Here is a 20353-nt window from a genome sequence, read left to right on the forward strand (position 1 = left end):
TGGGTTGCGTGTGGGCAAGACCGGTCGATGTCTGTGGAAACGCCGAAGTTTGGTACATCCGCCCGGAGATATCAGGGTTTTGTAGGATAACCCATTGGGGAATAATCGGTAGATTGGCAAACTTGACTGCTGGAAGTCTCCATCGATTGCCCGACAGGTTCTGGGCCCGCATACGGGAACGAGGCCGTGAAACGCATCGTGGTTGCGGATGATCATGAAGTCGTACGTTCCGGGCTCCGAGCGATCGTTGAGACCCGCTCAGACTGGATCGTCAGCGGAGAGGCGACCAACGGCGAGCAGGCTGTGGCCGTGGCGATGGAGACGCGTCCGGACGTCGTGATAGCCGACTATTCGATGCCGCTGATGAACGGACTTGAGGTCAGCCGCCGCCTCAAGTCGATGCACCTGCGCACCGAAGTATTGATCCTGACGATGCACGAGAATGAGGAATTGCTGACTGAAGCCATCCTGGCTGGCGTTCGCGGCTTCCTGTTCAAATCGGACGCCAGTAGGCACCTGATCTTCGCGATCGAGGCCTTGCTCGATGGGAGACCTTACTTCACGGGCGTTCTGTTGGAGAAGTTGCTCCACGAATACCAGGCCGGCAAGCAAAATACGTCCGACATGCTGCTCACCGCGCGCGAGCAGGGCGTTGTCCAGCTTATTGCAGAGGGACACACCAACAAGTCGATCGGCGTCATCCTGAAGCTGAGCGTAAAGACCGTCGAGACCCACCGCGCGTCAGCGATGCGCAAGCTGAGAATGTCATCGACGGCCGAGCTGGTCCGCTACGCCGTTCGCAGGAAGCTCGTCAACCCTTGATGGAGCTTTCAATACGAGCCGCCGCGTCGCTTAGCGATCAGCGACAACACGTTCTCCTGTTGGAAGTGCCGCGATTTCCTCTGGACCGACAGCGGTGCTGCCAACGATTTCCGGACTTGGGCAGACCCGCTCCAGGTGCATTCGGGCATTTCCTTCCAGCCGCCCGAGCCTCGGACGCACGACGTTGCTCTCCGAATTCGACGGAGCAACGTCGAGCTTGGCACACCTGGCTGACCGGCAGCGCAATGACGGATTATGATCGTCTGACGGATGCCCATTTTCAGCCGCATAAGCCTGGAATGCGACCGGCAGGTCATTGATTGTCCTGAAACCGCAGCTGACTCTTAATCAGCCGTGTTGTCGGATTTTTGAGGCGCGCAGCGCTCTCTAGCAAACCCTCATTCCCGTTTGGCTCGCCGTTCTCTAACGTGCAGCCTTAAGCGGAAGATTGAAGCAGATATCGAAGTCCGGACGGGTGTGGGGAAAGGCGGTAGCGCTCTCCCGCTACCATACCTAGGGCAGCTACCAGCTCCTAAAATCTTTAGATACTTCAATGAATTAAGTCGCACTCAGTCGCGGCGTCGCGACCTGTGTTCCCCACACTGGGCACGGTCTGAACATGGCTCGTCACGCTTACGTTTCCCGCCGGGCAGCCGGAATTGCGAGATGGAAGATGGGCGTCGCCGCCATGTAAAGTTTTGCGCGGGCGACTACGCCGTCCAGGCCCTCGCGCGCGGCGGCGTCGGTCCTGGCGATGATCACGAGATCGCGCCGCGCTTTCGCTACGGCTGCGACCTTCGCCGCCATGTCATGCGCATCGGTGATCTTCTTGTCGTTCAACTGATCTTCGAGGTGAGGCTTGCTGCTGGCCCCGAGACCCGCGTCAAATCGTACGGTGGATGAACAGCCGCCGGTGCTGATCAGCCTGCTATGCTTTCCGTGCGCTCGGGGCGTCGCCAAAGGCCGAGCCTGAACCACAGCAGTCTAGCGAAGCTCGATGGATATCGTATGTCCCAGGCCGGGCGCCGCGGTTTGTCGAGGCGTTCGACGATGAGGAATAAGCTCGTTGCAGCCATGACCGGCAAGTGCCCGCCTTGCGTTGCCAGCGGAATGAGCATCAGCGCCCAGCAGGTTCCGCAACACCAGATACCTTGTGTGGCGCCATATTTGAGAGCCGCCATGTCCGCGCCGATCCCATGAGCCGCGAGGGGCGGCTGATCGTGGCAGCGGTTCAGGCAGAATTGCTTCGCGGGAGAACATTGCCAGACAAGGACCAGCGTTCCGACCAGTGCGATCGTCGCGATCGGCGACGGCTGCATCAGTTGCAGCGCCAGCATCGTGAGCACGATGGGAACGCCACAAGCGGCCCAGATGGCCCAATACCCGATCATGAAGAGCGCCAGCGAACGCGGGCGCCGGCGCGGCAGGCTGCGCGCGCGGACGTGTCCGACGGCGCCGGCGAGCATCGGCGTCATCATGGCGGCGACCATCAGCATCCATTCGCCGGCGAGCCGCGCGGGCGAGGCGAACGTCATGGCAAAGACGAACCTGTCGAGCGACAGCGCCGACCAGACGTCGCTGTTGCAGAAGGCCACGAGCTTGCGATCATCCGACAACGCGATCATCGCCGTCCACGCGGCGGCAGCCGCGATGGCGAGCGGAGTACGGATTTGCAGGCGCTCATAGGCCGCGGGCGTCATGAGGCGACCGTCAGTCGCCTTGCCGCACGATGCTGATGCGGCCCACACTCACGTCGGCCGATTGCTGGACCGGCGCGACGGCCTGGAGACGAACGCCGACTTTTGCGGGATCGACGTTTACCGAACCGGCGAACTCCTGATAGGGCTTGGTGATGTTCAGCACATATGACAAGCCGTCGCCCGTGTGTCCGGCATCGGTCTCCGTCGCCTTGGTGACGCCGAACAGCCCGATGCTCCCGACTTGCCGCTCGATGGTTGGTGCACCGTCCTTGCCCGCAAACTGCATGTAAACCTGTAGAACGGTGGCGTCGGAATATCCGCGCACATTCTCCAGATTGAGAAAGACCTGCTCCGCGCGCGCCCCGGGCGCAGGACCCGCAGCCAGCCTGCCGGCAACTTTTGCATGCATGTGCGTATCGAGCTGGACGGAGGTCTCGGCGCCTTTTCCTGCGACGGGAAGCGCGTGGGCGCTGGCGCCGACCACTTCAATTGCAGCTCCAGTTGATTTTGGCATCGCGACCGCTCCGGATGGTGTCGCTCTCATGCCGGCAACCGGCGCCAACGGCGTACCTGCCGGCGAGAAATCGCTGTAAGTATAGCCCAAGCCGGCAAAGTCCGACATCTGTTCCGGGGTGAACTCCCAAGGTGAGCCGTCGGGGAGAGGAACAACAAACGCGTGCTGCCCGAGGCTGGCAGGTCCTTTCTTCCAGCTGGTTTCTTCCGGATCGGTGTTGCGACCATCGCTCTGCCTCCAGCTCTGCCAAAGTCGATCGATGTTCGCGTGGTGCAGCCAGAAGATCGGGTCCAGGCCGGCCGTCACCGGCGATGACATCAGTCCCGGCAATGGCCTTGTGCCCGCCTCCGGGAACAACATCTCGCCACCGACGAGGCCGTGAACCTGGTCGTGCGGTTGACCTTCGATGTCGCCGTGCATGGCGCCGCCGTGTTCGAAGCCGGTGTCGATGCCGCCGAAGCCGCGGTCGCCGCCACTTGCCACACCGGTGAACTCGTGAACGTCCATCGCATCCAGGTTCACGGCTTCGAGCGGGACGAAGACGTTGCCGGGCTGTGACGGGTCAGGCCCCCACCGCTGCTCGATGAAGAGCGGGTTATTGCCCGTGCCGTCCGGCCAGTCCTTGCTGCCGAATGCCGGCGGCAAGCCATTCTGGCCGGCTTTGAAATAATTCCAGTAAGGCAAGGTCCAGTCCGCAGGTCCGCCGAGTTGCACAACGGTCGCGCGAATGAGCTTCTCGAACCCGATCAGATAGCCGCGATGCCACGGCAGAAAATACCAGCTGCCGTGCTGACATTGCAGCCAGAACTGATCGAAATCCGCCTTTGCGGGCAATTGCTCGTCGAGCGCTTGATAGCCGTAAAACTGCCACAGGCCCTGATGGTACCCGTGCATGCCGGCCCAGAAGCGCCAGCTGGTGCGATCGTTGAGCGGCTTCGCCCTGAGCGCGCCGACCGCGCGCGCATACCAGAGAATCGGATCTGCCCAGTCGCCGCCCAGCTCCCATATGTTCTGCCGAACCAGCATGCCTTCCCCTCTGCCCCCCAGTTGCGGCGCGGATGCGGTGGAAGCGCGTGCGGATGCGGCCGCAGGGCTGTGCGCCCCCGCGAGATTGATCCTTTTCTCAGCGAGCGTCTGGCTCTGAAAGCCGGCATTCTGGGTCACCCGGATGTCTACCGATGACGCTCCCGGAAACTGATTCTGGTCGACCTCGAAATCGGGAGTCGGCCTTCCAACCGCCAGTGTCTGCCACTGATCGGCATTGTCAGGCTTCGCCTGGATCAGATAGCTGACGCCGGCGCGCTGTTCGACGTGGGGCGCCCCCACTGTAAATCTGTTCAGCCGGCCGGGTTGCGGCAGACCCAAGGTCATCGTTCCCCGCAATTGACGATCAAGCACTGTGGCCGCGGAGGAGGGCTTGAACGCGTCGAGCATCTTGCCCTGGTACACGAGCTCGATTTGCGAGAGCGCGTCGGTGACGGCGATGTCCTGTTGGATGATCGCGCGATGCGGCGTCTCCCCCTCGTCGTGACAGGCTTCAAACCTCAACTCGGGACGCACCTCGGAGATGGTCTGCCCGTTGACGTCCTTGAGGATCAGCCTGACGTCCGGGCCCATGTTGAGGTCCCGGCCCGCGGCGCTTGGGGCTGCCTGCTGGGCCGAGCCCGTTCGCATGCGCGATGGAAGCACATAGCGAATCCGTCCCTCGCTGGATGCGGTGTCGATGTTGGCGACCACGTGCGCGAATGCGTTGCCTTCTCTCTCAGCCATCGCAAGATCCTTTCCGCAGCGCCGTGCCAGCCCACTCGTGAAATCAAACCATGGCTGGTGCGAATTGCTCGTCTTCTGCCCTCAATCTGGTGCGGATCGCCTCGAACGTATGGCTGCAAAGCCACTGTCGGTCCGCATAGGTCATCACATCGTGATGGCCGGGTCCTGCGAGAGCTTTCAGCGGTATGCCGAGAGCTCCATCGCCCAGATCGTACCCGACGAATCTGCGATCGGCGTTCGACAGCTGCCCGTTGGCGAATGGAAATTGGGGATCGGAGGCATCCTGGTCCCCGACCGGAAAGCCGGGGTGGAAGCGGCCGAACGTGTGACCGAGCTCGTGCGCGCCGTACCAGTCGGCGTATGAGGCATCGGTGTCGCCGGCAAAGCCGTTTCCAGCACCACACGGCCCGGACGCGACCGTATCGGGTTGCGGGGTCGCCGGAATGCCCATCGCGCGGCCGCGCATGAAGTTTGCGCGATTTGCATCGTCGACCAGGCCGAAATAATGCGTGCGCGGATCGACGCCTGCGCTTACGTCCGCGCTGCGGATGGCGGCAACCTGCATGTTCGCTTGCACGACGGTATCGACGTTGAACGGTGCCGTGAAATCGGCGTCGACAACGATATGCGACCAGATGACCGAAGGTACGGGGTAGGCACGTTCGAGGAAGGAGCGCAGATAGGTGAAATGAATCGCGTCGGGCGAGTGGGTCGTGTTGGTCCTCGTGTCGCGATACCGCAGGCCAATGCAATGAATTCGGAGGGGTGGTGCTGCAACGAAGGTGGCGGGCTTGCGGCGGGTGCCGGTCAGGGGCTGGTCCGCGCCTCCCGCCTGTGTCACGCGGTTGACTTCGATGACGATATCGCCTGCGCGGGTCATGTTCTCCGGCAAGCGAAAATTCAGACTTTTTTCGATCGCTTCGCGCTTGTCGGGAAGCGTTGCAGTGTCTGCGGGATCCAGGTTCAACTCGTTCAAGGCCGGGACGAATGTGGCCGGTCCCGTCTCGCTCGCCCTCACTGCGATCTCACCCCGCAATCTCGCGACCGCGGTCACGCTCGACTGCTTGATATAGACCCGCACCAGCGTTGCCTTGCCGGCAACGAGCGTCACCTGGCTTTCGACGTCCTGGATGACCTGGCAAACCTCGATCGCCTCGATCTCCAATCCGATTGCAAATCCAATCCCCGCTGGTGCTTCCAGCTGAGGAGGGGCAAAGGCATGATTGTGCGACACGTTTCGCTTGTTGCTCATGGCCGAGCTCCCTCGACTCCGCAATCGTCGATACTCTGAAACCGAACTAAAAATCTATGGTTGAGGAATAGCAGATTTGAATCGTTAACGCGAGTGGTCTTTGACGGTCTTTATCGGCCGCCGGAAATACCTGCAACGACAACAGAAAATATGGACGGCCACGATAGCGGCCGGTCATGATTGGTCTGCGACAAAACGCCGTCGTGTTCGGCGTTCGTGCATCGTCAGAACTGCGTAATCGCCTTGCCGTCCGCCCCGACCAGGCTCGACGGCGCTTCCCCGAATACCAGTCCCTCCGGCTGAAACTTGATCGTCTTGCCGCCTTCGACGAACTCCGCAAAATTCTTCGGCGTGGCCGAGTGCACGCCGTTGGTCAGGAAGTCGTCGATCTCGTAGCAGGTGTCGGGCTTGCCGCCGGAGCCTTCGCCCAGGAACTTCTGGAAGTTCTGGCTCGTCACCTTCGCTTTCTTGCGCGCCGACCAGTTGGTGTAGCGGCGGTAGAGCTTTGGCATGATCACCGGGCCCTTGTCGGTCGCGAGCACGTCGGTCTCGTTGGCCTTCGGCTCGCGCAGGTCGAAGTTGAAGGCAGGAATTGTCTTGGCGAGGTGCTTCCAGACCGGCAGCTTCTTCGATCGCGCGGTCTTGGTCAGCACAAGGAAGGCCTTGATCTCGTCGTCGTTCATCGAGGAGTAGAACGTCGGATAGGCACAGCCCTGCTCGACAAGCCAGTGGTTGATGTCGACGGTCTTGCCGGCGACCGTGACCTCGATGTCGCCGACCAGCCGGCCATAGGTGTCGAACACCTCGTTCGGGGCATCGACATGGGTGAACACCCGGCAGGCGAGTGTCGCTTCGCCGCTGCCTGCGAGGAAATCATGCAGCGTCTTGCTCGACGTCGCGCCGAGGAATTGGCGATAGGAATGGGTGACCTCGTGATAGGCCTGCTTCTGGGCGTCCGTCAGCCCCTTCTTCTCGGCGGCCGAGAGCGGCGAGGGCTGATAATGCAGCTCGGGCGCGTCGATGCCCTGAAGGCGAACGGTGAGCTTGCCGTTCTTGATCGGCGCCGTCGCGGTCCGGCCCTTGACCTTGGCGCCCTCGAAGACATGGGTCGGCTGGAACGGCACAGCGTCGTTCTTGCGGAAGCGGATCGCGTCAGGCGCGATCGTCACCACGACCTTTGTGGTGTCGGCGTCCGACCGGCCCTGCGGCCAGAACTGGCCGACATCGATGGTGCCTTCGACCTCCAGCAGTCCAACGGGCATCGGCCGCTCCTGTCACACGGGCGCGACGACCGCTTTCCGGAGAGGCGACTCGCGCACTACTCTGTAGCGGATCATCTTCGTGCGACAGGCCCGTGACGCCAGATGGGACCGACGCGACGCGTTGCGGCGCGTAGAGACGGCTTTCAACTGACACGAAGCTGACGGCGGCGTTCTCGCCGAGCGCGGCCAGAAGGGGGGATCGGCCGGTCGGTGCCCCCGCACGCCTGTGGCGCGTGCGGGAGGCGACGACAGCCATTCTCTTGATCGCGTCGAATGTCTCTGAAGCTCAGGCTCTGAACGGGCAGACCATCGTCAGATGGAGCAGCGTCGGCCTATCCGCGCCCTTCTTGTACTCCCACTCCAGCCGGATCTCGTGCCGGTGGGCATAGGCATCGTTCGGCGCGTGGACGATGATGTTGGTCTTCATCGGGATCGGCGGCTCGGAATTGAAGCATTTCCGGACGCAGGCATCGAGCAGATCGCAACGCGTCAGGGGGATGACGCCCGGCTCATCCTTGGACAGGGGGATCGTGTTCGGCTGGGTGCTGAGGTCGACGCGAGCCCGGCCCTTCTCCTTGTGCCAGTACTTGGCGCTGTCCTGCGGCCACTTCGAGGCGGGCGTCAGAATCAGGTGATACTGGCCGTATTCCAGGCTCGGCAGATCGATGTCGTCCGATGCCTTGAGCTTGGCCACGCTCTTCTTCATGTTCGCCAGCGGGTAGTAATTGCTGTTCATCAAATTTCTGAATGAAGCCCCATTGTAAGTCTTCGAGCCCATGCCTTGTCCCTCAATATGTCCGTGGCCTTGCGAAAATACATACAGCTCCGCGGCGCCGGTCAGTTGGCCAACCTCGCGCCGCCGAAACATATGCCCCATCTTTGCTGGGATTTTTTTACGCTACCACTCAGGACTGTGTTTCGTCCAGATCGCCAACCGCGTTGTGCTCCGCTAACGGTGAGGAGCGGGCCCGATTGCTAAGCGGTTCTCGATTGGTATTCTAATCGAGAGTTTGTTCGCGGATTCTGGTCGACAGAATGGCCGCGACCTTTGAGGCGCAGGAATGCATTGCTTCGCGTGTCAGTCGGCGATCAATCCGGACGATAGCTGGTGCTCCAAATGCGGAGCCGCAGTGCGTCAACGGGTCGACCCCGACAGCGAACGTCGGTTTGTGACGATTCTTCGTGCTGACGTCATAGACTCCACGGGTCTTGTTGCGGATCTGGAGCCAGAGGAGGCCGTCTCGCGCCTCGAGCCGGCGCTGGCGGCCATGAGGGCCGCCGTACGTCAGTTCGGCGGCATCGTCAGCAAGGAGCTGGGGGACGGACTGGCGGCGGTCTTTGGTGCCCCGATCGCCGACGATAATCATGCGCCGTTGGCCTGCCACGCGGCCATCGAGCTTGTCCGGCGTGTCAGCAGCCTCGGCGATCCCGGACTTCAGGTGAGGGTCGGCCTTCACTCCGGCCATGTCGTCGCCTACATGGTCGCCAGCGAGTTTTCCAAGGTCTACGAGATCGGTGGCGCCGCCCAGCATCTGGCCGCGCGGTTGGAGACGGCAGCCGAGGCGAACCAGATCTACGTCTCCGAAGCCTGCCAGAAGCTCGCCGACGGGCACGTCCGCTTCGAATTCCTCGGCCGCAAGGCGCTCCGTGGCTTTGGCGAGCCCCTGCCTGTGTACCGGGTCATGGGCGCGAGCGATCTGTCGAGCTGGCGGGTCCGGCGTGCGCGTAGCGTGTCCCGATTTGTCGACCGCACCACGGAGCGGGCCTTGCTGCGGCGGACTGCGGAACGGGTCTCGGCCAGCCGGCAGACCGTCCTGCTGATGGGGGACGCCGGCATTGGAAAGTCACGGCTTGCGCATGAGTTCGTGCAGGACCTTCGGGCTGACGGCTGGCGGCTGCTCGACGCCGAGTGCAGCCCAAATCTTCAGAGCGCGCCATTCAGCACCCTGAAGCGTCTAATGCTGTCGATCCTGGAGGCAGTCTCCAAGGACCCGGACCGCCTGGTAGACCCCAGAGAAGGGTTATCGGCGGTCCATCGGTTGGCGATCGACGCAGTGCTGGATTTGCCCATTTCCGACGTGCGTTGGGGCGACTTGGAGCCTTACGCGCGGGGGCGCGCGATTTCCGAGGCAAGCTGTGCGGTCGCGGAGAGTGTGGCCCGCCACAAGCGGACGGTCTTCCTCATCGAGGACCTCCACTGGATTGATCGCGCTAGCGACACCGTTATTGCCGCTATTGCGTCGCTGCAAGCACCCAATTTGTTCGTGTTCCTCACGAGCCGGCCGACCGGAATGCCGGAATGGATCGCGCGCTGTCGCGCAGAAATGATCGCGATGCGGCCATTGGACGATGATTCAGGAAGGGAAATGCTGGCCGACATGCTTGGCACGTCAGTGACAGATACCGATTTGAAGGACCGGATCATCTCTCACACTGCCAACGTCCCGCTGTTTATTGAGGAAGTGTGCCGCGGTCTGAAGGATAACGGTACACTTCGCGGGCAGTGGGGTGACCTGGCTCTCGTTCGCCCCATTGAAGAGCTTGGCATCCCCTCAAGCATCCAGGGCGTGATTGCGGCACGGCTTGATCGCGTGTCGAGGCAACAGCGCCAGGTCCTGCAAGTCGCCGCTGCATTGGGGCCACGATCGAGTGAAGCTGTGGTGCGAAGACTCTCGGATTTGCCTGAGAACGTCCTCCAGGACTGCCTTGCGGCGCTCGACCGGGCCGAGCTGCTTGTCAGGATCGATAGCGATCTTGAAGACTCGTTTGAGTTTAGGCACGAGATGGTCCGTCAAGTGACCTATGAGTCGATGGTCGAAAAGGTACGCGAGAGCGTACACGCGCGCATTCTCGTGGCTTTCGAAAGCGACGAAACATGGAGAGATGATTCCGACGCACTTTGTTATCATGCCACCCGCGCCAAGGACTGGCCGAAGGCCTTCGGCTACGGAAGGAGTGCCGCACAGAAGTGCCTTGCACGCTCGGCCTATGCTGATGCGGCCGACTACTTCCGGACCGCGATGAGTTCGCTCGACAAGACGCCGTTGACGCGTCCGCGGGAGACGAACGCGATCGATCTCCGGATGGAGGCGCGTATGGCATTCATCTGGTCTGGTCGGGTTGTCGAGTGGATCGATCTGGGCAAGGAGGCTGACCAACGGGCCACCCAGATCGATGACGTCGGCAGGAAGGTTGCCGCCATGACGGTCATGGCGGGTGGCCAGAACTTCTACGGGACGCCGACCGAGGCCGTTGTTCTTGGCGAGGAGGTCGTCGGTCTTGCAGAGGGATCAGGCATTCCGGGGTGGCGTAACCTTGCGCAATACAATCTCGGGCAGGCTTATTTTCTTGCGGGGCGTTATCGCGAGGCCGAGCAGACATTCGCACGAGGCCGTGCTCATCTCATGGGACCGGAAGCGATTGCGCCGTTCGGCACGCCCCCGAAATACACACTCCTCCTCTGCTGCATGATGAAGAGCTTCACCCACACCGTCATGGGCGAGTTCGATTCCGCCGAGCAGCTCCAGCAACAGGCCGCCGCGATCGCGGAGGAAACGGGCCGCCCCTACGACCGCGTCGCCGCCGCCTATAGCGGCGGCTGGCTGAAGCTCGGCCGCAACGAGCCGGCGGCGGCGGCAGCCATACTCGAAGACGGATTTGTCCTTGCGCAGAAGCACGGCATCCGGCTGTTCGTGCCGGTGCTGGCCTGCCATCTCGGCATGGCCTATCTGGAGCAGGGGCTGTTCGACCGGGCGCGCGGCATGCTGACGGAGGCGCGCGAGGAGGCGAAGGCGGTCGGCTATACCTCGGCGGTGCTGCGCAGCTCGATCTACCTTGCGCTCGCGACCTGGCGCCTCGGCGATATCAGGGCCGCGCAGAACATGCTGCGCGAGGCGCGCAACACCGCGCGGCAGCAGGGCTTCTCCGGGCTCGAGGCCGAGGCCCTGTTCGGCGAAGCCGTGGTGACGCCACCCTCAGACGACGAGGGCAAGGCGGCCATCCTCGCGGCCCTGCGTGCTGCAATCGCGATCGCCTCCGAAAGCGGCGCGCTGCCGCTCCGGCTCAAGGCCGAGGCGATGCTGAACGAGATGCTGGCGAGGGACGACGAGCTGACCTGACGCCGCTCCCCGGCTGGTCAGCGATGGCGGCGCCACGGCCGATATCTGCCCGACGCGTCAAATAAATCCCGCAGGCGGCGCAAGGGCTTAGCTACTGTGCATGGGGTTGTTTTCGCGGCCTTGAAGGCCGCCCCCTTGATGCAGGGCGCAAGGCCGGCCCGGCGGTGCTGCCCGTCACGATGACGAAGTCCCTTGCGTGCCCACCAAGGTGGGTTACCGTTGGCGCGCTAGCCGCAAGGCCAGGTGACTTTTGATCGACAATTTTTAGCATTCCATTTTTCGGCGCCGCGACGGCGCGACGCCCACCGGACGAGGCGGGTCATGATCACACGGGACCAGTCGGCTCTGTTGGCGCCGGTCGAGCGCGATTTGCGGCTTGATCTGTTCCGCGGCATCGGGTTGTGGATGATCTTCCTCGATCACATCCCGCACGACGTCGTGGCGTGGCTGACCTTGCGCAACTACGGCTTCAGCGACGCCGCCGAGTTCTTCGTCTTCATCTCCGGCTATCTGGTCGGCTGGATCTACGGGCCGATCGTCGCGGGCGGCTGGTTTCTCGCCGCCCTGAAGCGGCTGTGGCGGCGTGCGATCGAGATGTATGTCGCCCACATCATGCTGTTCCTGCTGTTCACGGCGCAGATCGCCCGCACCGCGCGCCGCTTCGACAATCCGATGTACGAGCACGAGTTCAACGTGTTCAACTTCCTGTCCCATCCGGACGAGCTGATCGGGCAGGCGATCGTCTTGAAGTACAAGCCGGTCAATCTCGACGTGCTGCCGCTCTACATCACCCTGGTGTTCGCCTCGCCCTTCATCGTGTGGTGCCTGGTGCGCCGGCCGAACCTGACGCTCGCCGCGTCCGTGGTGCTGTACATGCTGTCGCGCCGGTTCGACTGGAACATCGCCTCCTATCCGCCCGGCACGACCTGGTACTTCAATCCGTTCTGCTGGCAGCTGATGTTCGTGTTCGCCGCTTGGTGCGGCATCGGCCAGATCGACAAGATCGCAAAATGGGTGTGGTCGAAAGCGGCGATGACGCTGGCCGCGGCCTGGCTACTCTTCGCGCTGCTGATCGTGATGACCTGGCACCTCCCCGCGCTCGAGGCCTTGATCCCGAAATGGATGATCAAGGCGATCTACCCGATCGACAAGACCGACCTCGACATGCTGCGCTTCACGCACTTCCTGGCGCTGGCGATCTGGGTGACCCATTTCGTCTCGCGCAGATGGCGGACGCTGCATGCGGCCTGGCTGCGGCCCGTCATCCTCTGCGGCCAGCACTCGCTGCCGATCTTCTGCCTCGGCGTGTTCCTGTCGTTCTCGGCGCACTGGATCCTGACCCAGTACACCAAGGGCGTCTGGGAGCAGCTCGCCGTCTCCGTCGTCGGCATCCTCATCATGATCGGCGCGGCCTGGCTGCTCGGCCGCGCCGAGCGCGTGCCGAACCTGTTCGTGAAGGTGATGGAGGTGGAGGAGGCCGACACGGCCTTGGACAACGCTCCGGCCACGACGGCCGCAGCGGCGCCCGCGGGTCGTTGAGCATCGCCGGCCTGCATCTCGTGGAGAGGTCCAACGGAGAGGTTCATGTCCAGACGTTTGCTGACGATCGCCGCCGCCCTTCTGCTTTTCGTCTGTGGTGCATCGGCGGAGGCGCCGTCGCCGGAGGCGCTGAATGCGGCCCGCAAGCTCGTCGTCACCCTGAAGATCGCGGATCAGTATCGCGCGCTGTTGCCGCAACTCCTGCTCAAGCTCCGCCCCTTGGTCGCGCAGGACCGGCCGGAGATCGAGCGCGATTACGATGCGATGACGGCCCCGGGCTCCGAGATCTACACCCCGGCCCTGACGTCGCTGATCGACCAGGTCGCCGCCCTCTACGCCCAAAACTTCAGCGCCGATGAGCTGCGCCAGATCCAGGCGTTCTACGCCAGCCCTGCGGGCCGAAAACTCCTGGAGAAGTCCGATGCGCTGGCGCAGGCGAGCGCGCAGATCGGCCAGGACGTCAGCCAGAAGGCCGCCGACGAACTGAAGCAGCGCCTGATCGAGGTGCTGCGACAGAAGGGGCACAAGCTCTAGACTGTTTCCTAGTGGATCGCCGCGTACATGATCCTCTCCTCCGTCGCGTCCAGCGCGGAGAATTCTTCGACGACCTTGCCCTGGCGTGAGACCAGGATGCGGTCCGAGAGCGCCATGATCTCGGGCAAATAGGATGAGATGACCACGACCGCCTTGCCCTCGTCCGCGAGCTGGTTGATCAGCTCGTGAATCTCGACGATCGCGCCGACGTCCACGCCGCGGGTCGGCTCGTCGAAGATGATCAGGTCGGGCTCCTGCACCAGCGATTTGGCGATCACCACTTTCTGCTGATTGCCGCCGGACAGCTCGACCACCTTGCCGTGGTCGCCGATGGCGCGAACCCTGAGCTTCTCGATCCAGGTCTTGCCGACCGTGTCGGTCTCCCGCCGCGACAGCATCATCCGTCCCTTGGGAAACTTCGACAGCAGGCCGAGATAGATGTTGCGCGCAATCGAGGACGTCTCGAAGAAGCCCTCGACCTTGCGGTCCTCGGTGACATAGGCGATGCCGGCCTTGACCGCCGGTGCCGGCACCCGGTAGCGCACCGGCTTGTCGTGCAGCAGGATCTCGCCGCCGTGGAAGAAGTCGCGCTTGAGCACGCCGGAGACGATCTTGAACGTCTCGGTGCGGCCCGCGCCGACCAGGCCAAACACGCCGGTGATCTGTCCCGCGAACACCGACAGCGAATTGTTCTTCACCATCGGGGCCATCTTCAGATTCTGGACCGTGAGCACGCGCGCGCCGGCCGGCCGCACGGTGCTCTTTCGCGCGCCGTAGAGCGTATTGGAAAGGTCGCGTCCGACCATTGCCTGAACGATGGCGGCGCGGTCGAATTTCGCGGCATCGTCGGTCACGACGTGCTTGCCGTCGCGCAGCACCGTGATCCGGTCGGCCAGCAGCAGCGCTTCTTCCAGGGCATGCGAGATGAAGACGATGGAGACGCCGCGCTTCCTGAGATCGCGGACGAGGTCGAAGAAGTATTTCTTCTCCTCCGGCGTCAGCGACGCGGTCGGCTCGTCGAAGATGATGACCTTGGCGCGGTGCAGGACCGCCCGCGCGATCTCCACCATCTGCTTCTTGGCCGCGCCGAGGCCGCTCACGGTCGCGGTCGGCGTGACGTCGAAATTGAGTGACTGCAGGAACTGTTGCGCAGCGATGTAGATACCGCGCAAGCGGTTGTAGAACTTCTCCTGTCCGAGAAACAGGTTCTGCGCGACCGTCATGGTCGGTACCAGGCTGTTCTCCTGGAACACCATGGCGATGCCGAGATGGCGCGCCTCCAGCGGCGTCCTTGGCGCGACGTCGGTGCCGTCGACCGTCATGGTGCCCGAGGTCAACGTCACGACGCCTGCCATCACCTTGGTCAGAGTTGACTTGCCGGCGCCGTTCTCGCCGACCAGCGCGTGGATCTCGCCACGGCGGAGATCGAAGTCGACCCCGTCGATGGCGGGTACGCCGGCGTAGAGCTTTGTGGCCTTGTGCAGCGAAAGCACGATGTCGCTCATGAGCAGAACTCCTCGGCAAGGCCGGCGAGGGGGAGCCGGAGGACTCGGCCCGGTCCCTTGGCGATCAGCACGAGATCGTTGCCCATCTCGATGGCCGCGACGACGCCGTGATTGACGCCGTCGACCCGGCTATGCAGCGAATAAAGCGGCTGCCCATCTGCGTTGAGGCGAATGACAAGGCCGTAGGAGCGCGGCGGCGCCCATGGCTTGATGACACCCATGGTCTTGATGTGCGCGCCCTGCATCGGCTCCTTGAACGAGAGGCCCGAGCGCAGGCGCGGCGCGACCCAGTACGCGGGGTCGATCTCGGCCATCATGCGGCGGCGGTAAGCCGGCTCGCGCAACACGAACTCGATCAGCTGGGTGCGCGCGGTGAACGCGGTGAGCCAGTAGCCGCCCCCCGAGGCCTTCGACAGCCGCGACGGATAGACGGGCAGGTGAGCGAGCACGGTTCGCGGCGATGCGCCCGGCGCCACCAGGACGAGACGGTGGCGCCAGCTCTCGCTGACCAGCGCGCCGTTGCCATGCGCGCAGGCGCCAAAGGCATGGCCGAGCCCCTGGGCCAGCGGCGTGACGGTCTTGCTGCCGGGATCGAGCCTGAACACGCGGCCGGTGCGGTTGAGCTCCATCAGGTCGCGTGCCCAGTCGTCGACGCTGCATGTCGCCGAGCCGTCCGTCGCAATCAGCGAGCTGTCGCCCGCGAGTGCCAGCGCGTTGATCGCGTTGAAGGCCGCATCGGCGAACGTCACGTTGGGCGCGTCGGCCGAAGGATTTGCGTAAAGGCGCACCTCGCGTCCCCCGAGCGCGACCGCAAGGCCGCCGCCGGGAAGGGCGCACAGCGCCGAGATCGGCCGCTCGAAGCTGCGAACCTCGGATGCCGAGCCGCCATCCAGACGCAGCAGGCGCGGACCGTCCGCGATGAAGAGGCTGTTGCCATCGGTGGCGAGGTCCTCCGGCGCGTCGCAGGTCAGCAAGGTCTCGGCGGATTCCAGCTTCTGGTTCGGCTTCAACGCGCCGTCGAAAGACGGCACGGTGATGGTGGCGTCGCCGCGCCCGAGAAAGCGGTTGGCGAATTCCCTGACGGCGGCGATCACGACTGCTTCCCCCACCTCTTGTCATACTGGACGAAGTTCGGATCGGCGTTGTCGAGCTTGTAGCGGCCGATCCGGTTGTTGAGGATGCCGCCGAGATAGAGATAGCCGCGATGCTCGCGCATCGAGGTGATCATCGGATGGTTTTCGCCGCGGAGGTCCCAGAACGACTCGACGATCTTGCCCTGCTCGTTGAACTTGACCACGCAGCCCGTGTTGATGTTGGGGAACAGCCATTCGTCGACGGGCACGCGCTTGCCCATGCGGCGGCGGAAGCCCGGCATCTTCCAGGCGAGGTCGAGCGAGGGGCTGCGCATGCCGACCAGCGCCAGCCAGTAATTGCCGTCCGAGGCGAGGTTGATGTTGTCAGGGTAGCCCGGGAGGTTATCCATGACCACTTCGACCTTGCCCTTCTTCGGTCCCGCGAACCAATAGCGCTTGATCGAGCAGCCGAACGTCTCGGCGAACAGGATCGATTGGCCGTCGCTGGCCACGCAGATGCCGTTGGGGAATTTGAGCCCGCGCAGCTCCGTGCGCGTGATGCCGGTCTTGGTGTCGTAAGAGATGATGCGGCCGTTGCCGCGCGCCTCGAGGCCGTCGATCGGCCACTCGTCCATCTCGTAACGCACGGTGGCTTCCGAGAAGAAGATCAGGCCGTCGTCGGTGATGTCGAGGTCGTCCGCGAGCCGCAGGCGGCTGTCGTCGTTGACTGAACGCATGCTGCGGTTGGTCTCGTCAGTTGCCTTTTCCACCGTGCCGTCAGGCTTGATCCGGTAGAGCCCCATGCCTCCGATGCAGACGTAGAGATTGTCCTCGCGGTCGAAGGCCATGCCGAGCGGCTGGCCGCCGATATGGGCGAACACTTCCATCTTCTGGTAGTCGGGGGCGAGGAAGCGCATGATGTCGCCGTGGCGCGAGCCCGCATAGAGATTGTCGTGGCGATCGAGGATGACGTCCTCCGGCGCCTCGATCCGGCCGAGGCCGATCGCCTCGACGTTACGCAGCTTGTCATTCTGCTCGAACGGACCGCCTTGCCCGATCTCGGTCGGCGGAGGCGGCGGCAGCGCATGATAGGTCGGCGCGACATAGACCTTGCTGATGATGCGGGTCCGGTTCTTCTGCCAGCGGATATCGACCATCGCCGCGACGAGCAGGATGCCCGCGAGCGCCATCCGGTTGACGCCGCCGCGCGCGTTCATGGTCGTCAGACCATTGGTGATCAGGAGAACGATCAGTACTCCGACCGCCGATTTGGCGACCGAGCCCTTGCCGCCGCCGAGCGTGATGCCGCCCAGCACTGTTGCGGTCAGCACGATCACCTCGAGGCCGACGCCGATGTCGCCGCCGACGGTGCCGAGCCGGGATGCGAAGAACAATGCGCCGATGCTGGTGAGCACGCCGCTGGCGACGTAGCAGAGTGCGATCGTGCGACGGACGGGAATGCCTGAATTGTACGCCGAACGGCGCGAGCCGCCGATTGCGGTGATATGCCAGCCCGGACGCAGCCGGGTCAGGAAGATGTGGCCGAAGATGGCGATGACGATGTAGACGAGCGCGACGGTCGGAATGCCGAAGACGCTGCCGCCGCCGATGAAATCCCAGGACGGGATGTCAGGGAAGGCCGAGGCGATCGCGTTTGAATAGCGCTGGATCAGGAGGTCGTAGGCCGAGCGGTAGATGATCAGGGTGATTAGCGTGGTGATGAAGGCGCGCAGCCGCAGATATCCGATCAGGACGCCGTTGACTGCGCCGAGCAGCGCGCCGCAGAGCAGCGTGGCGGCCACCACGGCCGGGACCGGCCAGCCCAGCACGTCGAGTAGATAGAGCGCGCAGAAATCGGTCAGTGCGAAGATCGAGCCGACGGAAAGATCAATGCCGCCGACGATGACGACCAACGCCAGCCCGAGCGCGATGAAGCCGATCTCTCCGGCCTGACGCGCGGTGTCGGCGAGGCTCGCAGGCGACAGGAAGTTGTCGATGGATCGGCTGAGCGCGAGACCGACGATGAGGAGAAGGATGACCGGGATAGCCGTCTCGGTCCATCGCTTGGACAGGATTTCGCCAAGGAGATGATCGGGCCAGTAGCGGTAACGCAGGCTTGTCAGTGTGTCGCGCATCGGCATTCCAGCAGGCGTGAAAGAATGTACGGGAGCGGGATCCCCGGGGCTTAGATGTCCCGGGGATCGGGAGCGTCAGCGCAAAACTATTTCTTGAGGTCGCTGAGATTCCAGCAGGCCATCTGGCTGTCGGCATTCTCCTTGGTGATCGGAATCAGCGTGGTGTATTCCGATCCTTTGACGGAGCCGGGCTTGACGCCCGACGACAGCAGCCACTTGATCGTGCCGGCCATCTGCGCGGCCTGGGTCGGCACGTCGTAGCTCATGTTGAGATCGAACGCGCCTGACTTGACCAGCTCGCACGCGCCTTTGCGTTCGCCGCCGCCCGAGGTCGCCACGAACACCTTGCCGGTGAGGCCCGCTTCCTTGACGGCGGCAGCGGTGCCGATGTCCATGCCGTCCCAGAATCCGACGATGCCGCAGAGATCGGGATTCTGCTTCAGCACCGTTTGCGTAATCGCCTTGGCCTTGGCGGCGTCCCAATCGGCGGCCTGGCTCGACACCACCTTGATCTCAGGGTGCTTGGCCAGCACGTTCTCGACGCCCTTGAGCGTATAGGCGCTCGCGGCCGCCGACAGCGCACCCTGGATGATCGCGATCTTGTTCGACTTGCCCTCGCAGGCCTTGACCACGCCTTCGGTCTGACGTTCGCCGATCTCGACCCAATTGGCGCCGACGAAGGCGGAGCTGCGATAGGCCGAACCCATGTTGATCTGGATGACGTAGATGCCTTCGTTCTCGGCGCGCTGCAGCAGCTTGGCGTAGGTCTGCACGTCCGGATTGTGAACCACCATCACCGCCGGCTTCTCGGAGATCAGCGAGGTCACGGCCTGTGCGCCGGCATTGGTGTTCCAGTTCGCATCACGGATCACGAACTTGACGCCGAACGGCTCGAGCTCCTTCTTCAGGCCGGCATACCAGCCTTCGGTGAGGTCGAAGTTCATGGCCACCGGCACGTAAGCCACCGTCTTGCCGGCCAGCGCTTCCTTGAAAGGCTTCTGGAACGGCTCGTCCAGGCCCTGCTGGGCGAGGGCCGGTGCGGTCATTGCCGCAAGAGCCGCCGCGGCAACGATTGCCTTTGTCGGGCTGCCGAAATGCTTCATTGCTTCCTCCTTGGTTGTGGTTGTCGTTATTTTCCGGGTCGTTCAGATATCGCCCTGCTGCGCCGTCTCCTCGTTGCGCGGATTCAGGAAGGAATCCGTGATGACCGCGAGCAGCAGCACGACGCCCTTGATGAGATTTTGTCCGGCGTAGGAGATGTCCATGATGGTCATGCCGTTGAGCATCGTGCCGATCACGAGCGTGCCGATGACGACGTTCAGCACGCCGCCGCGTCCGCCCGAAAGTCCGATACCGCCGAGCACCACGACCAGGATGACGTCGTAGATCAGCGTCGAGTTGAAGATGCGGGTCGGCATCGAATTGACCGATGCAGCCAGCACGAGGCCGGCGAAGCAACCGATCAGGGCGGTGATCACATATTGCAGGACGATGATTGGGCGGGAGGGAATGCCGGTGACGCGCGCGGCGTAGGGATTGTCGCCGATTGCGTAGATATAGGCTCCCCAGCGCGTCTGGCGCAGCAGGAACGCGACCACGATGCAGGCGATCGCGAACATCACGATCGATGTCGGGACGCCGAGAATGGTGCCCTGTCCGAGCCGCTCGAAGCCGGCCATGCCGGGGCTCCATTGCACGACGTCGAGCTGGAACAATGCGGCTTGTCCGAGACCGGCGAGGAGAAGGCCGGTCGCCAGCGTCGCAAACAGCGAGGGCACCTCGGCATAAGCGATCAGCCAGCCGTTGACGAGGCCGAACGCGATGGTGAGCAGCACGGCGGTCAGCAGCGAGGCCGGCAGCGAGTGACCGTTCTGCACCATCTGCAAGACCAGCCCCGGCGGTACCGCAAGCGCAGCGATCAGCGAGATGTCGATGCCGCGTCCGATCACGACGATTGCCATGGCAAGGCCGAGGATGCCGAGCACGGAGACGTTCTGAAGCAGCGTCAGCATGTTGTCCGACGTCAGGAAGCCGCGCAGGAATATCGAGAACAGCAGGAACAGCAGCGCGAAGACGGCGAAGACGATTTCCTGCTGATTGAACCGAATGCGCTTCATCCCAGTCTTGCC

General features: G+C 63.3%; 14 protein-coding genes and 1 pseudogene. 4 read left to right on the plus strand and 11 right to left on the minus strand.

Annotated elements, in window-relative coordinates; genetic code table 11:
* Nucleotides 1-186 precede the first annotated feature (186 nt).
* Nucleotides 187-822 (plus strand): response regulator, encoded by a 636-nt coding sequence (locus tag NLM15_RS04785; RefSeq protein ID WP_254115869.1) that lies wholly within the window; start codon nt 187-189, stop codon nt 820-822.
* 681 nt (nt 823-1503) lie between these two features.
* Here NLM15_RS04785 and NLM15_RS04790 read toward each other — a convergent pair.
* The 6 genes and pseudogenes from NLM15_RS04790 to NLM15_RS04815 form a co-directional block, all read right to left on the minus strand.
* Nucleotides 1504-1707, minus strand: a pseudogene (locus tag NLM15_RS04790) (isocitrate lyase/phosphoenolpyruvate mutase family protein); the annotation flags it as partial.
* Between the two features lie 35 nt (nt 1708-1742).
* Nucleotides 1743-2522, minus strand: a complete 780-nt coding sequence (locus tag NLM15_RS04795; RefSeq protein WP_254115870.1) for a DUF2182 domain-containing protein — start codon at nt 2520-2522, stop codon at nt 1743-1745.
* A 10-nt stretch (nt 2523-2532) separates the two neighbouring features.
* Complete coding sequence (locus tag NLM15_RS04800) at nt 2533-4806, minus strand: tyrosinase family protein (RefSeq protein ID WP_254115871.1); 2274 nt, start codon at nt 4804-4806, stop codon at nt 2533-2535.
* 43 nt (nt 4807-4849) lie between these two features.
* On the minus strand, nt 4850-5971 hold the full coding sequence (locus NLM15_RS04805; protein WP_254115872.1) for a hypothetical protein: 1122 nt from the start codon (nt 5969-5971) through the stop codon (nt 4850-4852).
* A 311-nt stretch (nt 5972-6282) separates the two neighbouring features.
* A complete protein-coding gene (locus tag NLM15_RS04810) occupies nt 6283-7320 on the minus strand; it encodes a thermonuclease family protein (protein WP_254115873.1) in 1038 nt (345 codons plus the stop codon).
* Nucleotides 7321-7606: 286 nt separating this feature from the next.
* Complete coding sequence (locus tag NLM15_RS04815) at nt 7607-8056, minus strand: hypothetical protein (RefSeq protein ID WP_254115874.1); 450 nt, start codon at nt 8054-8056, stop codon at nt 7607-7609.
* 325 nt (nt 8057-8381) lie between these two features.
* On the opposite strand from NLM15_RS04815, the gene NLM15_RS04820 reads away from it, so the two are divergent.
* From NLM15_RS04820 to NLM15_RS04830, 3 genes are all read left to right on the plus strand, one after another.
* Complete coding sequence (locus NLM15_RS04820) at nt 8382-11438, plus strand: AAA family ATPase (protein WP_254115875.1); 3057 nt, start codon at nt 8382-8384, stop codon at nt 11436-11438.
* Nucleotides 11439-11759: 321 nt separating this feature from the next.
* Complete coding sequence (locus NLM15_RS04825; protein WP_254115876.1) at nt 11760-12977, plus strand: OpgC domain-containing protein; 1218 nt, start codon at nt 11760-11762, stop codon at nt 12975-12977.
* 45 nt (nt 12978-13022) lie between these two features.
* Nucleotides 13023-13511 carry a DUF2059 domain-containing protein gene (locus tag NLM15_RS04830; protein ID WP_254115877.1) on the plus strand — a complete coding sequence of 163 codons (489 nt, stop codon included), beginning with the start codon at nt 13023-13025 and terminating at the stop codon, nt 13509-13511.
* Between the two features lie 8 nt (nt 13512-13519).
* Here NLM15_RS04830 and NLM15_RS04835 read toward each other — a convergent pair whose 3' ends face one another.
* The 5 genes from NLM15_RS04835 to NLM15_RS04855 all read right to left on the minus strand — a co-directional run bounded on the left by NLM15_RS04835 (nt 13520) and on the right by NLM15_RS04855 (nt 20341).
* The gene (locus tag NLM15_RS04835; protein WP_254115878.1) at nt 13520-15016 is read right to left on the minus strand and encodes a sugar ABC transporter ATP-binding protein; all 1497 of its coding nucleotides are present in this window, start codon (nt 15014-15016) and stop codon (nt 13520-13522) included.
* Complete coding sequence (locus NLM15_RS04840) at nt 15013-16110, minus strand: hypothetical protein (RefSeq protein WP_254115879.1); 1098 nt, start codon at nt 16108-16110, stop codon at nt 15013-15015. The genes NLM15_RS04835 and NLM15_RS04840 overlap by 4 nt, the downstream gene beginning before the upstream one ends.
* Entirely contained in the window at nt 16107-18230 is a 2124-nt protein-coding gene (locus tag NLM15_RS04845) for an SMP-30/gluconolactonase/LRE family protein (RefSeq protein ID WP_254115880.1), read from the minus strand. The genes NLM15_RS04840 and NLM15_RS04845 overlap by 4 nt, the downstream gene beginning before the upstream one ends.
* An 80-nt stretch (nt 18231-18310) precedes the next feature.
* Nucleotides 18311-19327: a sugar ABC transporter substrate-binding protein gene (locus NLM15_RS04850; RefSeq protein WP_254115881.1), complete on the minus strand. Its 1017-nt coding sequence runs from the start codon at nt 19325-19327 to the stop codon at nt 18311-18313.
* Between the two features lie 42 nt (nt 19328-19369).
* Complete coding sequence (locus NLM15_RS04855) at nt 19370-20341, minus strand: ABC transporter permease (RefSeq protein ID WP_254115882.1); 972 nt, start codon at nt 20339-20341, stop codon at nt 19370-19372.
* Nucleotides 20342-20353: the final 12 nt, after the last annotated feature.

This window comes from Bradyrhizobium sp. CCGB20, assembly GCF_024199855.1.
GTDB lineage: Bacteria > Pseudomonadota > Alphaproteobacteria > Rhizobiales > Xanthobacteraceae > Bradyrhizobium.

What these genes read in the sequence shown, in the direction of transcription:
- NLM15_RS04835 (WP_254115878.1), bottom strand. Translation starts at nt 15,016, where the DNA reads ATGAGCGACATCGTGCTTTCGCTGCACAAGGCCACAAAGCTCTACGCC.
- NLM15_RS04815 (WP_254115874.1), bottom strand. Translation starts at nt 8,056, where the DNA reads ATGAACAGCAATTACTACCCGCTGGCGAACATGAAGAAGAGCGTGGCC.
- NLM15_RS04825 (WP_254115876.1), top strand. Translation starts at nt 11,760, where the DNA reads ATGATCACACGGGACCAGTCGGCTCTGTTGGCGCCGGTCGAGCGCGAT.
- NLM15_RS04810 (WP_254115873.1), bottom strand. Translation starts at nt 7,320, where the DNA reads ATGCCCGTTGGACTGCTGGAGGTCGAAGGCACCATCGATGTCGGCCAG.
- NLM15_RS04830 (WP_254115877.1), top strand. Translation starts at nt 13,023, where the DNA reads ATGTCCAGACGTTTGCTGACGATCGCCGCCGCCCTTCTGCTTTTCGTC.
- NLM15_RS04850 (WP_254115881.1), bottom strand. Translation starts at nt 19,327, where the DNA reads ATGAAGCATTTCGGCAGCCCGACAAAGGCAATCGTTGCCGCGGCGGCT.
- NLM15_RS04795 (WP_254115870.1), bottom strand. Translation starts at nt 2,522, where the DNA reads ATGACGCCCGCGGCCTATGAGCGCCTGCAAATCCGTACTCCGCTCGCC.
- NLM15_RS04820 (WP_254115875.1), top strand. Translation starts at nt 8,382, where the DNA reads ATGCATTGCTTCGCGTGTCAGTCGGCGATCAATCCGGACGATAGCTGG.
- NLM15_RS04800 (WP_254115871.1), bottom strand. Translation starts at nt 4,806, where the DNA reads ATGGCTGAGAGAGAAGGCAACGCATTCGCGCACGTGGTCGCCAACATC.
- NLM15_RS04845 (WP_254115880.1), bottom strand. Translation starts at nt 18,230, where the DNA reads ATGCCGATGCGCGACACACTGACAAGCCTGCGTTACCGCTACTGGCCC.
- NLM15_RS04855 (WP_254115882.1), bottom strand. Translation starts at nt 20,341, where the DNA reads ATGAAGCGCATTCGGTTCAATCAGCAGGAAATCGTCTTCGCCGTCTTC.